Annotated in this window: 14 protein-coding genes; 6 read left to right on the top strand and 8 right to left on the bottom strand. The window is 68.3% G+C overall.

The genetic code is table 11. The features are described from left to right. Positions 1–3: 3 nt before the first annotated feature. The gene (locus tag BLJ79_RS07145) at positions 4–1,461 is read right to left on the bottom strand and encodes a GuaB1 family IMP dehydrogenase-related protein (protein WP_071214032.1); all 1,458 of its coding nucleotides are present in this window, start codon (positions 1,459–1,461) and stop codon (positions 4–6) included. Positions 1,462–1,702: 241 nt separating this feature from the next. On the opposite strand from BLJ79_RS07145, the gene BLJ79_RS07140 reads away from it, so the two are divergent. From BLJ79_RS07140 to BLJ79_RS07130, 3 genes are all read left to right on the top strand, one after another. Then, positions 1,703–1,996 carry a DUF1540 domain-containing protein gene (locus tag BLJ79_RS07140; RefSeq protein WP_071214031.1) on the top strand — a complete coding sequence of 98 codons (294 nt, stop codon included), beginning with the start codon at positions 1,703–1,705 and terminating at the stop codon, positions 1,994–1,996. 228 nt (positions 1,997–2,224) lie between these two features. After that, entirely contained in the window at positions 2,225–3,442 is a 1,218-nt protein-coding gene (locus tag BLJ79_RS07135; protein WP_071214030.1) for an NRAMP family divalent metal transporter, read from the top strand. Between the two features lie 58 nt (positions 3,443–3,500). Continuing rightward, on the top strand, positions 3,501–4,316 hold the full coding sequence (locus BLJ79_RS07130) for a putative hydro-lyase (RefSeq protein ID WP_071214029.1): 816 nt from the start codon (positions 3,501–3,503) through the stop codon (positions 4,314–4,316). 258 nt (positions 4,317–4,574) lie between these two features. On the opposite strand, the gene BLJ79_RS07125 is transcribed toward BLJ79_RS07130, so the two are convergent. Further along, positions 4,575–5,570 carry an adenosine deaminase gene (locus BLJ79_RS07125; protein WP_071214028.1) on the bottom strand — a complete coding sequence of 332 codons (996 nt, stop codon included), beginning with the start codon at positions 5,568–5,570 and terminating at the stop codon, positions 4,575–4,577. Further along, positions 5,567–6,556 carry a nucleoside hydrolase gene (locus BLJ79_RS07120; protein WP_071214027.1) on the bottom strand — a complete coding sequence of 330 codons (990 nt, stop codon included), beginning with the start codon at positions 6,554–6,556 and terminating at the stop codon, positions 5,567–5,569. The genes BLJ79_RS07125 and BLJ79_RS07120 overlap by 4 nt, the downstream gene beginning before the upstream one ends. Before the next feature lie 414 nt (positions 6,557–6,970). Here BLJ79_RS07120 and BLJ79_RS07115 point away from each other — a divergent pair, with 414 nt between their 5' ends. Then, positions 6,971–8,221, top strand: coding sequence for an MFS transporter (locus BLJ79_RS07115; RefSeq protein WP_071214026.1), 1,251 nt, complete (start codon positions 6,971–6,973; stop codon positions 8,219–8,221). A gap of 27 nt (positions 8,222–8,248) precedes the next feature. Here the strand turns inward: BLJ79_RS07115 and BLJ79_RS07110 are convergent, their stop codons facing one another. Further along, positions 8,249–8,704: a hypothetical protein gene (locus BLJ79_RS07110; RefSeq protein ID WP_139194767.1), complete on the bottom strand. Its 456-nt coding sequence runs from the start codon at positions 8,702–8,704 to the stop codon at positions 8,249–8,251. A 269-nt stretch (positions 8,705–8,973) separates the two neighbouring features. On the opposite strand from BLJ79_RS07110, the gene BLJ79_RS07105 reads away from it, so the two are divergent. Beyond that, entirely contained in the window at positions 8,974–9,723 is a 750-nt protein-coding gene (locus BLJ79_RS07105; protein ID WP_175475414.1) for a SurA N-terminal domain-containing protein, read from the top strand. Between the two features lie 19 nt (positions 9,724–9,742). Here BLJ79_RS07105 and BLJ79_RS07100 read toward each other — a convergent pair whose 3' ends face one another. From BLJ79_RS07100 to BLJ79_RS07085, 4 genes are read right to left on the bottom strand one after another with little or no spacing between them, the layout of a single operon-like run. Further along, the gene (locus BLJ79_RS07100; RefSeq protein ID WP_071214024.1) at positions 9,743–10,429 is read right to left on the bottom strand and encodes a GntR family transcriptional regulator; all 687 of its coding nucleotides are present in this window, start codon (positions 10,427–10,429) and stop codon (positions 9,743–9,745) included. A 41-nt stretch (positions 10,430–10,470) separates the two neighbouring features. Beyond that, the gene (locus BLJ79_RS07095; protein ID WP_071214023.1) at positions 10,471–12,213 is read right to left on the bottom strand and encodes an acetyl/propionyl/methylcrotonyl-CoA carboxylase subunit alpha; all 1,743 of its coding nucleotides are present in this window, start codon (positions 12,211–12,213) and stop codon (positions 10,471–10,473) included. Beyond that, a complete protein-coding gene (locus BLJ79_RS07090; RefSeq protein WP_071214022.1) occupies positions 12,210–13,832 on the bottom strand; it encodes a 5-oxoprolinase subunit B/C family protein in 1,623 nt (540 codons plus the stop codon). Before BLJ79_RS07090 ends, BLJ79_RS07095 begins: the two co-directional genes overlap by 4 nt. Continuing rightward, complete coding sequence (locus BLJ79_RS07085; RefSeq protein ID WP_071214021.1) at positions 13,829–14,587, bottom strand: LamB/YcsF family protein; 759 nt, start codon at positions 14,585–14,587, stop codon at positions 13,829–13,831. Before BLJ79_RS07085 ends, BLJ79_RS07090 begins: the two co-directional genes overlap by 4 nt. Positions 14,588–14,796: 209 nt before the next feature. On the opposite strand from BLJ79_RS07085, the gene BLJ79_RS07080 reads away from it, so the two are divergent. Beyond that, on the top strand, positions 14,797–14,985 hold the full coding sequence (locus BLJ79_RS07080; protein ID WP_071214020.1) for a hypothetical protein: 189 nt from the start codon (positions 14,797–14,799) through the stop codon (positions 14,983–14,985). Positions 14,986–15,035: the final 50 nt, after the last annotated feature.

Below are 15,035 nucleotides of genomic sequence, written 5' to 3'. Positions count from 1 at the left end.
GGGCTACCAGGACACCTCGCGCGGGCGTCCCTCCTCGTAGCCGGCGGCCGACTGCACCCCGACGATGACGCGCTCGCGGAACTCCGCAATCGAAGCGGCCCCGGCGTAGCTGAAGGACGAGCGGACCCCGGAAACGATCGAATCGATCAGGTCCTCCACGCCCGGACGCTGCGTATCCAGGTACATGCGGGAATGCGAGATCCCCTCCTCGAAGAGCGCGGCGCGGGCACGCTCGAGGGCCGACTGGTGCCGGGTGCGTTGCTGCACCGCGCGCGCCGAGGCCATGCCGAAGCTCTCCTTGTAGAGCCGGCCCTCGCCGTCGGAGGCCAGGTCCCCGGCCGATTCGTAGGTCCCGGCGAACCAGGAACCGATCATCACGGACGCGGCGCCGGCGGCCAGGGCCAGGGCCACGTCGCGCGGGTACTTGACTCCGCCATCGGCCCACACCTCGACGCCGGCCTCCCGCGCGGCGGTGGCGCATTCCAGGACCGCGGAGAATTGCGGACGACCCACCCCGGTCATCATCCGGGTGGTGCACATGGCCCCGGGTCCCACCCCGACCTTCAGGATGTCGGCGCCGGCCGCGGCCAGGTCGCGGGTTCCGGCGGCGGTGACCACGTTTCCGGCAGCAATCTGGATCCGGCGCCCGGTGCGCCGGGCATAGTCGTCGCGGGCGGCGACCGCCAGCGGAAGGGCCTCGATCATCTTTTCCTGGTGCCCGTGGGCGGTGTCCAGCACGATCACATCCACACCGGCCTCGAGAAGTTCCCGGGTCTTGGAGCCGACGTCTCCGTTGATGCCTACGGCCGCACCGACCATGAGCCGGCCGTCCGGGTCCACCGCGGGGGTGTAGAGCCCGGAGCGCAGCACGCCCTTGCGCGTCAGCACGCCGGCCAGGTGCTCGCCGTCGAGCACCGGGACCATGCCCAGGTGCCGGGTGGCCAGGGTGTCGAACACCGAGTCCAGGTCCGCGTCCTTGGCCACCGTGACGATGTCCGGGGTCATGACCTTGTTGATCGGGGTGAAGCGGTCGACCTCGAAACAGTCCTTTTCCGTGACGATGCCCACCGGGCGGTGCCCGTCGAGCACCACCGCCGCGCCATGGGAGCGCTTGCCCAGCAGGGCCAGCGCGGTGGAGACAGAGTCGTTGACGTCCACGGTGATGGGGGTTTCAAAGACGGTGTGTGCTGCCTTGACCTTCGTGACCATGTCGGTGAGGGCGGCCAGCGAAATGTCCTGGGGCAGGATCGTGACCCCGCCGCGGCGGGCGACGGTTTCGGCCATGCGCTTGCCGGCGACGGCCGTCATGTTGGAGACCACCAGCGGAATGGAGGTTCCGACCCCGTCGGGGGTGGCCAGGTCCACCCCAGAGCGGGACACCACCGCCGATCGCGAGGGAACCATGAAGGTGTCGCTGTAGGTCAGGTCATGGGCGGGGCGCACATCGTTGAGAAACTTCACCCTGTCAGGCTACAGCCGCACGCACGTCCCGCGCGTGAGGTGCATCACCGTAGGCGGGGTGCGCGATCGGGATTCGGGCATGTTCCGCGCATGGAATCGCGCCCCGCAATCGTTTACCCGAGGGTAGCGACCCTCCCGATTAGGACCCATAAACAGCACTAATTTCCGGGCACGGTTTGGGGTTACCGTGGTACCTAGAGCGGTTCGAAATCCGCGAGACCGCCGGTTCGAGGAGTGCATCATGACAGTCACCGTGCCCGTTACCGAATGTTCCGTGTCCAATTGCTCGTTCAATGACCACACCCATTGCGGGGCATCCGGCATCACCATCGGCGGAAATGCCGACCACGCGCAATGCGCGACGTTCATCGACACCGGCGTGCACGGCGGCCTGCCCAAGATCCTGGCCTCGGTGGGTGCCTGCCAGCGCATGGAATGCACCCACAATGACCACTTGATGTGTGCGGCGGAATCGGTGCGCGTGGGGCCCGGCGCGGACAATGCGGACTGTCTCACGTACGAGCACGGCGCCTGAGCCGCGGCTGTTTGGGCCCTTCCCTGCGCCGGCGAACCGCGGCGCAGGGAAGGGCCTCGTCGTGTCCGGGTTCGGGTGCAATCCGCGGGTTTCCTTCGGCGTCGGGGGAGGGGATGCCCAGGATAAATTGTTGAACAACCTATTGCCAGGATTGTTCAACAACCTGTAGTGTACTTCTCATCGCTCCCACCTGTGACAGCAGTCACCCGCAACCCGATGGATGGAATCATGGCCACTCCTAGCACGAAACCGAAGCTCAGCACTTCAGCCAGGCGCACCGCAATGCTGGGCGCCATGTTCCTCATGGCCACCAGCGCCATCGGGCCCGGCTTCATCACCCAGACCACCGAATTCACCGTCCAGATCGGCGCCTCCTTCGCCTTCGCGATTGTCGTTTCCATCCTGGTGGACATCGCCGTCCAGCTGAACGTGTGGCGCATCATTGGCGTCTCGGGCCTGCGCGCCCAGGAGCTCGGCAACAAGGTCCTGCCGGGCATCGGCTGGGTCCTGGCCGCCCTGGTCTTCATCGGCGGAATGGTCTTCAACATCGGCAACATCGCCGGCACAGGCCTGGGCATGAACGCCATGATGGGGCTCGATCCCAAGATCGGCGGCATCATCTCCGCCGTCGTGGCGATCCTGATCTTCCTGTCCAAGCGAGCCGGCATGGCACTGGACAAGATCGTGGTGATGCTCGGCGCGATCATGATCCTGTTGATGCTCTACGTGGCCATCGTCGCCGCACCCCCGGTGGGCGAGGCCCTGAAGAACGCCGTCCTTCCGGAAAACATCAGCTTCCTGATCATCACCACGCTGATCGGCGGCACCGTCGGCGGCTACATCACATACGCCGGCGCCCACCGCATGCTCGACTCCGGCGCCGCCGGCATCGAGAACATCAAGGACATCACCAAGACCTCCATCCTGAGCATCATCGTCACCGGCATCATGCGCGTGCTGCTCTTCCTGGCCATCCTTGGAGTCGTCGCCGGCGGAGCCGTGCTGACCACGAACAACAAGGCCGCCGAGGCCTTCGGCATCGCCGCGGGCGATATCGGCATGCGTTCCTTCGGCGTGATCCTCTGGGCCGCGGCCCTGACTTCCGTCATCGGTGCCGCCTACACCTCGGTTTCCTTCATCACGAAGTCCACCACCCCCGAACGCACCCGCAACCTGATCACCGTCGCGTTCATCGCGGTGTGCGCGGTCATCTACCTCTTCCTGGGCCAGGCCCCGCAGACGCTGCTGATCTTCGCCGGCGCCTTCAACGGACTGATCCTGCCCGTCGGCTTCGCGGTCCTGCTCTATGCGGCCTGGCGCCGCCGCGACCTGCTGCAGGGCTACGTGTACCCCAAGTGGCTGCTCGGCATCGGCGTGGCCACCTGGCTGTTGACGCTCTTCCTCGGCTGGAACTCCCTGGCGGGCCTCTCCAAGCTCTGGGCCTAGCCCGAACGCCCCACAGCCCGCCAGCCACATCCACCCCTCCGGAAGGACTCCAGCAACCATGACACCCGCCAATTCGCCAACACCCGGAACCGGGGAACGAGCCGCTCTTTCCCCGGCCCGGGCACGTGAACTGTTCCGCAGCGGGTTGGCCGTGCCGACCGCCGGGTTCTCCCTGGGCTACGCGCAGGCCAACCTGATCATCGTGCCCAGGGACCAGGCCTTCGACGTGTTGCTCTTTGCCCAGCGCAACCCCAAGTCCTGCCCTATCCTGGGCGTGCTGGACGCGGGGGAGACCAGCGGGGAACTGCTGAAAGGCGGGGACATCCGCACCGACGTGCCGAAGTACGTGGTCTACGAAAACGGCTTGAAGGTCGCAGAACCCACCGACCTGTCCGAGTACTGGCGCGATGACCTGGTCACCTTCATCGTGGGCTGCTCGTTCACCTTCGAGACCGCATTGATGGAGGGCGGCATCAAGATCGCCCACATCGACCAGGGCGTGAACGTGCCGATGTACAAGTCGAACATCCGCAGCGCCTCCGCCGGGTCGATGTCCGGACCCATGGTGGTGTCGATGCGCCCGATCCCCGCCTCCCAGGTGTCCGATGCCGTGCGCATCACGTCCCGCTACCCGGCCGTGCACGGGGCCCCGGTGCACATCGGCAACCCCGAGGAACTTGGCATCACCGACCTGTCCAAGCCGGACTTCGGGGATCCGGTGGACATTCCCGCCGGGCACATCCCGGTGTTCTGGGCCTGCGGGGTCACTCCGCAGGCGGCGGTCATGGAATCCAAGCCCGCGCTGGCCATCGGCCACGCGCCCGGGCACATGCTCATCACCGACGCCCGCGACAGCAACTACCTGGTGCCCTAGCAAGGCAGCTCTTCCACGAGCCGGCTCCAGCGGGAGCCAGCCGTGGTCCTCGATCCGCCAGGGAATTTCCTGCTCCCCCATGCAGGGACTTCACTGGTGCCGCAAAGGGCGCCGGAGGCGGCATGCCGCCCCTCCCCATCACCGCCCTTGGGACGCGCGGCCCGGTTCTCCCCCCAGAACCCGACGGCCGCGCATCCCGCGCCCGGGAAGCGACCGTGGTTCCCAGCCGCTCGCTTCCCGGGCGCCCTTAACCGCCCGCTACAGGTGTTCGGCGGCCAGCCAGGCGTCCACCTCGGCGCACAGGCGCGCCTTCGCCGGCTCCTCCAGGAAGGAGGACTCGATCGAGTTCCGGGCCAGCACCGCCTGCTCCTCGCGGCTCAGCTCGAACTGCCCGATGACCGCGGCAAGGTTCGCGTCCAGGTAGCCGCCGAAGTAGGCGGGGTCATCCGAGTGGATCGATACCTTCAGCCCCGCCTCCAGCATCCGCCGCAGCGGATGCTCGGCCATGGTGTCAACCGTTCGCAGCCGCACGTTCGACAGCGGGCACACGGTCAGCGGCATCTGCTCTTTCACCAGCCGTTGAACCAGGGCCGGGTCCTCGAGGCAGCGGATTCCGTGGTCGATGCGCTCGACCTTCAGCAGGTCAAGGGCCTGGACGATGTACTCGGCCGGGCCCTCCTCGCCGGCATGGGCCACGACGTGCAAGCCGTGTTCGCGGGCGTAGGCGAAGACCTCCTGGAAGAGAACGGGAGGATATCCCAGTTCCGAGGAATCCAGCCCGATGCCGTCGATGGCGTGCCTTTCCTGCACCAGGGTGCGCAGGATCTCCATCGCCGATTCGGCGGGGGCATGGCGCCAGAAGCAGGCGATGAGCCGGTGCGTGATGCCCCAGCGGGCCAGGCCCGCGTCGAGGCCCGCCCGGATCCCGGCGATCACCTCGGCAAGTGCCAGGCCGCGCTCGAGGTGGGCCTGGGGATCGAAGAACAGCTCAACGTGCCGCACCCCGGATGCGTGGGCCCGGTGCAGGTAGGCGGTGGTGATCTCCTGGAAGTCCGCAGCGGTGCGCAGCACCGCCATGTTCGCGTAGAACAGGTCCAGGAAGGACTGCAGGTTGCTGAAGTCGTACTGCGCGCGCAGCTCCTGAAGCGAAGGCCAGGGCAGGTCGATGTTGTTCTGCCCGGCCAGGCGCAGGATGGTCTCGGGCTCCAGCGTCCCTTCCAGGTGTATGTGCAGTTCGGCAACGGGCAGTTTCACGGGCGGGCCGCCAATGGTGCATCGGCCAGCGCCAGGGTGCCGCGCATGATCTCCCCGATGGCGTCCCCGGTGGCAGCCAGCACCACGCGGCAGCGAGCGCCCTCCGGCTTGGGGTGGCCCTTGTAGCGTCCGCGCAGATCGCAGATGGTCTGCCCGCGCCCCGGCCCGTCGGTGGCGTCAACGACCACGCGTGCGTACGGGGCGGAGGCCGGCCGCACCTTCCCGATCGCGATGGCCGCGGCCAGCGGGTCGTGCATGACCGAGCAGCGCCGGCCAAAGACGCTGCGGTAGAAGTCGAAATAGTAGCCGAGCATCGTCGCGACGGACTGCACGGCCGGTGACGGGCTGGCCGCCAGGGTCTCGAGGTCGTGTTCCTCCAGCACGTGGTCCATGGTCACATCCAGCGGCACCAGCACGATCTCCCAGCCGGCGGCAAAGACCTCGGCGGCGGCCTCGGGATCATTGTGGATGTTGGCCTCGGACGCGGCGGTGATGTTGCCCGGGGCCAGGGCCGCGCCGCCCATGATGGTCAGTTCCTTCACCAGGGAGGGAAGCTCCGGGTCCAGGCGCAGCGCAGAAGCGATGTTGGTCAGCGGGCCGATGGCGATGACGCGCAATTCTCCGGCGTGCTCCCGGGCCAGCCGCACCAGCATCTCGGGCGCGGACTCGGGCGCAAGCTCCAGGCCCGCGTCGGGAAGCCGGACTTCGCCGATGCCGTTGATCCCGTGTACGTGGGGTGCCCCGCCGCCGTACGGGCGGGCCTGTGCGTCGTGGTGGCCCAGCGCGACAGGGATTTCCGCGTGGCCGGAGAGGGCCAGCAGGTTCTGCGTGTTGACCGCGCCCTGCGCCGCGCTGGTGTTTCCGGAGACCGAGCCGATGCCCACCAGGTTGGCCCCGGCCCCCAGCAGGTAGGCCAGGGCCAGCGCGTCATCGATCCCGGTGTCGCAATCCAGGAAGAACGGTCGCGTGTCGATGCTGCTGTCCATGTATGTTGCCCCTGCTGTTGGTCGGTGGGTTGGCCACGCGCAAGGCTCCCTCGGCCGGGGGTGCGTGGTGCGCCGTTGCCCGGGGGAGCCTTCGCGGAATCAGGTATCAAGCCTACCGGGCACCCGGGCTTCGGCCGACCGCGGGTGCTGGCCGGCGGCGTCCGGGGGCCTTCGGCAACCCGTGGACGAATCCGGGGTCCAGGAACCCGGTTCGCCCGCGCGGTCGGGAGCGATCCCGAGCCGGCGGTCCGTGGTTGTCGCGGTGCACCGAAGGGACCGGGCCGAACCGAACACCGCGATGCCCACCGGGACGGCGATGCACCGGGTCATCAACCCCGTCGATGGCGTGCAACCATGAAACACTGGCCAGCAAGCACTTGTGCCACCACGCCCTGAAGGATCGCGATCACAGCCATGTCCCGCCCAGCCAAGCCCTGGTTCCCCGCAGCACTGAGCCTGATGATGGTCGGTTGGGGCGCCAATCAGTTCGTCTCCCTGCTGGTCTTCTACCGGCAGGAGCACGGGTTCTCCGAGGTCATGGTCACCTCGATGCTGGGCATCTACGTCCTGGGCCTGGTGCCGGCGCTGCTGTTGGGCGGCCGCTATTCGGATCGTACCGGCCGCAAGCACATCACCCTCTTTGCCGTGGCCCTGTCGATGGCCGCCAACGTGGCGATGATGGGCTCGGTCTTTGGGACCCTGCCCCTGTTCACCGGCCGTTTCATGGCGGGTGTTGCCACGGGCCTGGCCATGGCCGCGGCCACCAGTTGGGTTAAGGAACTGTCCCAGGCGCCGTGGGACCTGCACTCGGCCGCCGGCTCGGGAGCCCGTCGCGCCTCGTTGTTGACCAGCGCGGGATTCTGGTTCGGCCCGGTGGTCGGCGGGCTGCTGGCCAACAATGCACCGGCCCCGGCGATCCTCCCGTACGCGGTGCACATTGCCCTGTGCATTCCGGTGCTCTTCGTGGTGGCCAGGCTGCCGGAGACCCGTGCCGCAGAACAAGCCAGCCACTCCGGCGAGGAGGCCCGGGTGGCCCATCCCGAGGCCCGCAAGCGGTTCCGGCTGGTGGTGGCGCCTGCGGCGGTGTGGGTGTTTGCCGCGGGAACCACCGGATTTGCCGTCGTTCCCGCCATCATCCCGGGGCTGGGGGAGGGCCGGCTGGCCTACGCCACGGCAGCGGTGGCCATCACGCTGGGCTGCAGCGTGCTGATCCAGCCGCTGGCCCGCCGGCTGGACACCGTGGTTTCCGCCCGCTCGCTGCTCACCGGCACCGTCGTTGTTTTCGTGGGCCTGTCCGCCTTGCTGGCGGCGATCCTTGTCCCGAGCCCCGCGCTGGGACTGGTGGCATCGGCAGTGCTGGGCTGCGGAAACGGGCTGCTGATGGTCGGCGGGTTGCTGGAGATCCAGCGGCTGGCCGCGGCCCACGAGCTGGGCAAGCTCACCGGGTTCTTCTACACGCTCGCCTACGTGGGCTTCCTGGCCCCGACCGCGGTCGCCGTGGCCGCGCAATGGGCCGACGGCGCCTGGATCATGCTCGCCATGATGATCCTGGCCATGGTGTCCCTGGCCTTCATCGGGACAAACTCGCGCAGGTTCCTGCCTCACACCCTGGAGCGGGTCGAACCGGATCCGGCTGTGAAGGCCCGCGGGCACAGTACCAGCTAGCCTTGGCGGGCACCTGCGGCCGCGAGGCTAGCCGGTCACGCGGACGGCCACATGGGGCGTGGCACAGGCGGCACGCACCGCGCTCAACCCGCTGTCCCTGAAACCGGGATTCTCCACCCGATTGTTGTGTCCGGTGTCGTCGCGCCAGTCCACGGAATCGGGGGCCGCCGAGATGCCGTAGGTGCCTGGTTTCAAGGTAGCCGGGATGTCCAGCACATGGCTGAAGGATCCGTCGTCCGACATCGGGGCGAGCTCGATGAGCAGGACCTCTTGGCGGGCGTCGACCAGATCGATCCGTACTCTTGCTGCCTCGCCATAGCGCGGATTGCACGTGGCTGCCGGAGCCGAAACGCGCAATGTCCCGCCCGGGGCAACGACGAGGGAATCCAACATGTAGCCGGGTGGCATGCAGGGACCGGAGGAATGCAGCATCAACGAACACCCCGGCAGTCCGAGCAGGGCACCCGCCCCCAGGGTGGCCACCAACAGGCCCCGTCTGCAAGCGGCCAATCCAGGAACCGGTGTCTCCATCCATGTCATGGAACCCAGTCTGCGCCCGCGGGACGCAGCGGGACAGGGGACGTGGAACAACGTTGCCTCATCGTTGTGCAGCGCCCGGGGGTGCCTGGAAACGGCCCCTGCCATCCACCGCGCCACCGAGTGTCCAGCGGCCGCCCTGTTTCGCCTGTTAGTGTTCCAAGCATCGATCCAAATGCTGGGAGCTTATGTTGCAGAAAAAGTGGGTTCTTTCCATGGCCCTTGTTGCCTCGTTGTCGTTCATGACCGGGTGCAGTGCCACGGCCGAACCGGAAGCGGCCCCCGCCTCCAGCAGCGCGGCCGCCGAGGCGGCACCGACAGATGCCGCAAGCCCGACCCCTGACCTCGCCGGGGTCCCCGAAATCGTTGCCACCGTCAACGGCGAGGAAATCACCAAGGCCGACTTCACCCGGATCTATGAAGGCCAATTCGCCCAGGTCCTGCAGCAGGCGCAGCTCTCCGGCGAGGAACTCGACCAAGAGCAATTGCGCAAGCAGACGGCAGAAGGCTTGGTGAACACCGAACTGCTGATCCAGCAGGCGGCCAAGAAGAAGGTCTTTGCCACCTCCAAGGACCTTGACGCGGCATTGGGGGACGTGGCCAAGTCCAACGACATGGATACCAAGGAATTCCTGGCGACCATGGATGCCCAGGGCCTGAACGAGGACGCGGTGCGCGCGCAGTTGAAGACCCAGCTCGAGGTCGAGCGGTTGATCTCCAAGGAAGTGGGAGATTTCCGGCCCTCCGAGAAGGAAACCAAGGCCGCGTACCAGGTGGTGCTCGACCAGTTCAAGAAGCAGGCGACCACCGACAAGGACGCGCCCAAGGATGCGCCCAAGGCACCGAGCTACAAGACGATGAAGCCCGAGCTCGAGCAGCAGCTCAAGCTCCAGAAGGAGGCCGCGGCGGTCAAGGACTACGTCGCGGTGCTGCGCAAGGACGCCAAGGTCACCATGAAAATGTAGGCCTGCCCGGCGGGGAGGCTCAGTTTCCTTCGGAGTCGCCCAGATGCGAGAGCAACTCGGCCTCCGCGCGATCCAGGTACCCGCGCATTTCCTCCGCTGCCTGCTCGCGCTTGCCGGATTGCAGCAGTTCCACCAGTGCGGCGTTCAGCTCCACATAGTGCGAGTGGAAGTCGGGGGCGTCCCCCATGGCATGGAAGACCAGGCGCATCTGCGCCAGGACCTTGGTCATGAGTTCCTGCAGGTGCACGCTGCCGGTGGCCCGGACCAGTTCCTCGTGGAAGCACTGGTTGGCATCGGCCATCTTGGCGATGTTTCCCTCCTCCAGCGCGGCACGCGCGTCCACGATGATGGCGGCCAGGGCCGCGACGTCCAGATCCGGCCCCCAGAGCACCGCGGCGGGCTCGATCATCCGGCGCACCGCGTAGATCTCCCGCACGCCCTCGGGCCCGGGGGAGGAGACGAAGACGCCGCGGTTGGGGATCCGGGTGATGACCAGCTCGTGGTCAAGCACCGCGAAGGCCTCGCGCAGCGTGTTGCGCGAAACCCCCATGGCGGCCGAAAGCGCCTGCTCGGAAAGCTTGGCGCCGGGCAGCAGCTGGCCCTCGGCGATCCGCGAGCGCAGCACCGCGGCTACCCACGCACCGGTGTGCGCGTGGGTTGACCCCTCGGCCAGGGGCAGGGACGATAACAAGGCGTTCACTGGCATCCTCTCAATCTAATCGAACCCTTCCGCGGAAACGGCAAGCGTTAAGCGATGCTCCCGAGTGCTTCGCCGCGGGCGATCGCGGTCCCCGGTTCCTGGGTTCCGCGGCCGAATGTGCCGGCTCGGTGGGCGGTGATGTTCGATTCCATCTTCATGGCCTCGAGGACCGCCACGGTGTCGCCCTCGGCCACGGCGGCGCCGTCCTCGGCGACCCACTTGACCAGGTTTCCGTTCATCGGGGCGGCCAAGGTCGATTCGTCGGCCGCCGCCGCGATGTTCTCGGCTGCCGCGTCGAGGGCGGCGCCGGTGCCGCCGTGGCGGATCGAGTCCACCAGCGAGGCCGGAAGGCCGATGTTCATGGCCTTGCCGTCCACCTCGATGGTCAGGGTCTCGCGCGCCGAGCCCGGCTCCGCCGCGGCGATCTCGGGGCTGGAAGCCAGCTCGTCGGCGAACTCGGATTCGATCCAGGTGGTGTAGACCCCGTAGCGCTCGTTGTTGGCGAAATCGGCGTTGCGCACCACCGCACGGTGGAACGGCAGCACCGAGGGAACGCCGGCGATGACCATCTCGTCCAGGGCGACCTTGGCACGGCGCAGCGCCTGGGCGCGGGTGGCGCCGGTGACGATCAGCTTGGCCATCAGCGAGTCGTAGTGCGGGGGGATCACCGAGCCGGTGCGCACGCCCGAATCGACGCGGATGCCCGAGCCGGTGGGCGCCTCGAAGGCGGTGATGCGCCCGGGGCCCGGCAGGAAGCCGCGGGCAGGGTCCTCGGCGTTGAGCCGGAACTCGAAGGAGTGGCCCATGGGGTCCGGATCCTCGGTGATTGACAGGGCATCGCCGGAGGCAATGCGGAACTGCTCGGCCACCAGGTCCACGCCCGTGGTTTCCTCGGTGATCGGGTGCTCGACCTGCAGCCGGGTGTTGACCTCCAGGAAGGAGATCAGCCCGTCCGGGGCCACCAGGTACTCGACGGTTCCGGCGCCGTGGTAGCCGGCCTCGCGGCAGATGGCCTTGGCCGAGGAATGGATGGAGGCGCGCTGCTCATCGGTCAGGAACGGCGCGGGGGCCTCCTCGACGAGCTTCTGGTGGCGGCGCTGCAGCGAGCAGTCGCGGGTGCCGACGACCACGACATTGCCGTGGGTGTCGGCCAGCACCTGGGCCTCGACGTGGCGGGGCTTGTCCAGGAAGCGTTCCACGTAGCACTCGCCGCGGCCGAAGGCCACGATGGCCTCGCGCACGGCGGAGTCGAAGGCATCGTCGATTTCCTCGAAGTTGCGCACGATCTTGATGCCGCGCCCGCCTCCGCCGAAGGCGGCCTTGATGGCCACCGGCAGCCCGAATTCCTCGGCAAAGGCGCGAACCTCGGCGCCCGATGCCACCGGGCCGTCGGTGCCCGGCACCAGCGGGGCGTTGGCGCGCACGGCGATCTCCCGGGCGGTGACCTTGTTGCCCAGTGCGCGGATCGAATCGGGGCTCGGGCCGATCCAGGTCAGCCCGGCGTCCATGACGGCCTGGGCGAAGTCGGCGTTCTCTGCCAGGAAGCCATAGCCCGGGTGCACCGCGTCGGCGCCCGAGCGGGCGGCGACGCCCAGGATCTTGTCGATGTCCAGGTAGGTCTCGGAGCTGGCCGCGCCGTTCAGGGCGTAGGCCTCATCGCTGCGGCGCACGTGCAGGGCGTCGGCGTCGGGGTCCGAATAGACGGCCACGGAAACCAGGGATGCGTCGGCACAGGCGCGGGCAATGCGGACGGCGATTTCCCCGCGGTTGGCGATCAGGACTTTTTTCATGCGTGGTTTCCTTCGTCGGTGGGAGTGCCGGATGGGGTGGGATCAACGAGTTCGAAGCGGATTCTGGCCCCGGGCGGCAGCTGGGCCGCGGCGGGCAGGTCCTCGGCGACGACCCCGGCGATGACCGGGTAGCCGCCGGTGACCGGGTGGTCTGCCAAAAAGAGCACCGGCAGCCCGGAGGGCGGGACCTGCAGGGCGCCGACGGCGACGCCCTCCGAGGCCAGTTCGCCCTCGCGGATGCGCTGGAGCGGTTCGGCGTCCCGGCCCAGGGCCAGGCGGACGCCGACACGGTTGGATTCGGCCGAGACCGTCCAGGCCTGGCCGGTGAGCCGGGCCAGGCCCGCTTCACCGAACCAGTCCCCGCGGGGGCCCTCGCTGATGCGCAGCGTGTAGATGCCCTGGGCGTCGGGAACCGGCAGCGGGGAGGGCTCGGGGTTGCCCACCACATGGGCCCCGTGGATCGCGCCGACCGGCAGCCGGGTGCCCGGCGTGAGCGGGGCCGGGCCGATGCCGGACATCGAGTCGGTGGAGCGCGAGCCGAGCACCGGTGCCACATCGATCCCGCCGCGCACCGCCAGGTAGCTGCGCAGCCCGTTGCCCCCGGGTTCCAGACTCAGCACCTCGCCGTCGAGGAGCGCAAAGGGCGTGTCCATGGGGATTTCGCGCTCTCCATGGAACTCGTCCCCGTCCACCGGGTCCACACGGAGGGTGGCGGTGGCGCCGGAGACCGCAATGACGGCGTCCCCGTGGGCGCGCAGGCTCATGGCACCGAGCAGGTTCTCGATGACGGCCTCGGTGGTGCGGTTGCCCACGAGCCGGTTGGCCTGCGCGGCGGAGGCGGTGTCCGCGGCGCCCGCCGCCGACACGCCCAGCTCGCCGTAGCCGGGGCGGCCCAGGTCCTGGACCAGGGACTGCAGCCCGGGGTCCAGGATTTCGAGCATGTTGCCGGTCTCGGGCGCGGGGACGGCTGCGGGACGCGGCGCGGGGGCCAGCCTCAGGCTGGTGCGGCTCGGGACGAAGCGCACCCGGTCCTGCGGGCGGATCAGCGCGGGATTTTTGCGCTCCAGGTCCCAGAGCACGGCGTCGGTGTGGCCGATCAGCTGCCAGCCGCCGGGGGACCGGCGCGGGTACACCGCCGAGTAGTCCCCGGCCAGCGCGACGGCGCCGGAGGGCACGACCTTGCGCGGGGTGGAACGGCGCGGCACGTTCAGCACCTGGTTCTCGCCCAGCAGGTAGGCGAAGCCCGGGGCGAAGCCGCCAAAGGCAGCCCGCCACAGCTGCTGCGAGTGGGCGTTGACGACGCCCTCGACGCTCAGCCCGGTTAGTTCGGCGACCTCGGCGAGGTCTTCCCCGTCGTAGTGCACGGGCACTTGAACCTCGGTGCCGGCGTTGTCCGGGGCGGCACCGAGTTCCAGGGTGCGCACGGTGGCGGCGATCTTCCGCGCATTGGCCCAGGAGTCGGCCTTGATGAACACGGTGCTTGCCGCGGCCAGCACATCGAGTTGCCCGGGCAGCGGGCTGGCCCCCAGCAGTGCGTCCAGGGCCAGCACCGAATCGAGGTCGGAGAGCTCCACGAGCACCGACCGGGTTCCGGCGAAGCGGGTGGCGATCACGCTCATGCGAAGCTCTTGATGGTGACACCGGCGGATTCCAGTCCCGCACGCACCGCGGCGGCCATGGCAACGGCCCCGGCGGTGTCGCCGTGCACGCAGATGCTCTCGGCGTCCATGGGGATGACCGAGCCGTCGATGGCCACGATGGTCTTCTCGGTGGCCAGGCGGATCATGTTGGCGGTGACGGTTGCCGGGTCGTGCAGCACCGCGTTGGCCTCGCGGCGCGAGACCAGGGTGCCGGCGGGGGTGTAGTTCCGGTCGGCGAAGGCCTCGGCGACCGGGCGCAGGCCCGCTGCCTCGGCCTTGGCCAGGGCGACGGATCCGGGCAACAGCAGCACCGGCAACTCGGAGCCGAAGGCGCGGATGGCGTCGACGACGGCCTGGGCGTGGGCCTCGTGGTGCACGATGGTGTTGTAGAGGGCGCCGTGCGGCTTGACGTACTTGATGGAGGAGCCGGCCGCGCGGGCCAGGGCCTCGAGGGCGCCAAGCTGGTAGAGCACGTCGTCGGCCAGCTCGACGGGGGAGCAGTCCAGGAAGCGGCGGCCGAAGCCGGCCAGGTCCCGGTAGCCCACGTGCGCACCGATGGTCACCCCTGCGGCAACGGCGTCGCGGCAGGTCTGGGCGATGACGCTGGGGTCGCCCGCGTGGAATCCGCAGGCAACGTTTGCCGAGGATACGGAGGTGAAAATGGCGGCGTCGTCGCCCATCACCCAGTTGCCGAAGGATTCCCCGACGTCGGAATTCAGGTCGATGTAAGGCATTTGTGACCCCCGTCTCGTGTTGTGGTTCCCTTAAGGATGCACTATGAACGCGGATTGTTCAACAATCTTCCATTGCTGGTTTTCCCCGCCGCCGCCTTTCGTCCCCGCGTTTCGTCGTGGCACATCCGCCGATATGGCGCCTAGGATGGGAAAACACAGGCAGCGGTGCCACCAAGCGGGCATTGCACCGATCCAAGGGGAGCGGACAGATGAGATTCATTTTCGAAGTCGACATGGGCACCGAGGCGATGAAACTGGACCCCGAGGCGGAAATCTCCCGTGCGCTGCGCTACTGGGCCGGGAACCTCAAGAACTACCCCATGGATCCCGGTGCCGGCGAAGACATCTACGACAGCGAATACAAGCCCGCGGGCAGCTGGGCCATCGTCGACGACTGAGCCGCTTTCCTGCCCCGGGTTCGGCGCGCCCCTCCGTGACGGGCCTGGCG

The sequence above is a fragment of the Arthrobacter sp. UCD-GKA genome (assembly GCF_001863355.1).
Classification (GTDB): domain Bacteria; phylum Actinomycetota; class Actinomycetes; order Actinomycetales; family Micrococcaceae; genus Paeniglutamicibacter.
The sequence above is the reverse complement of the archived record's forward strand: the minus strand, read 5'-3'. Positions and strand labels throughout refer to the sequence as shown.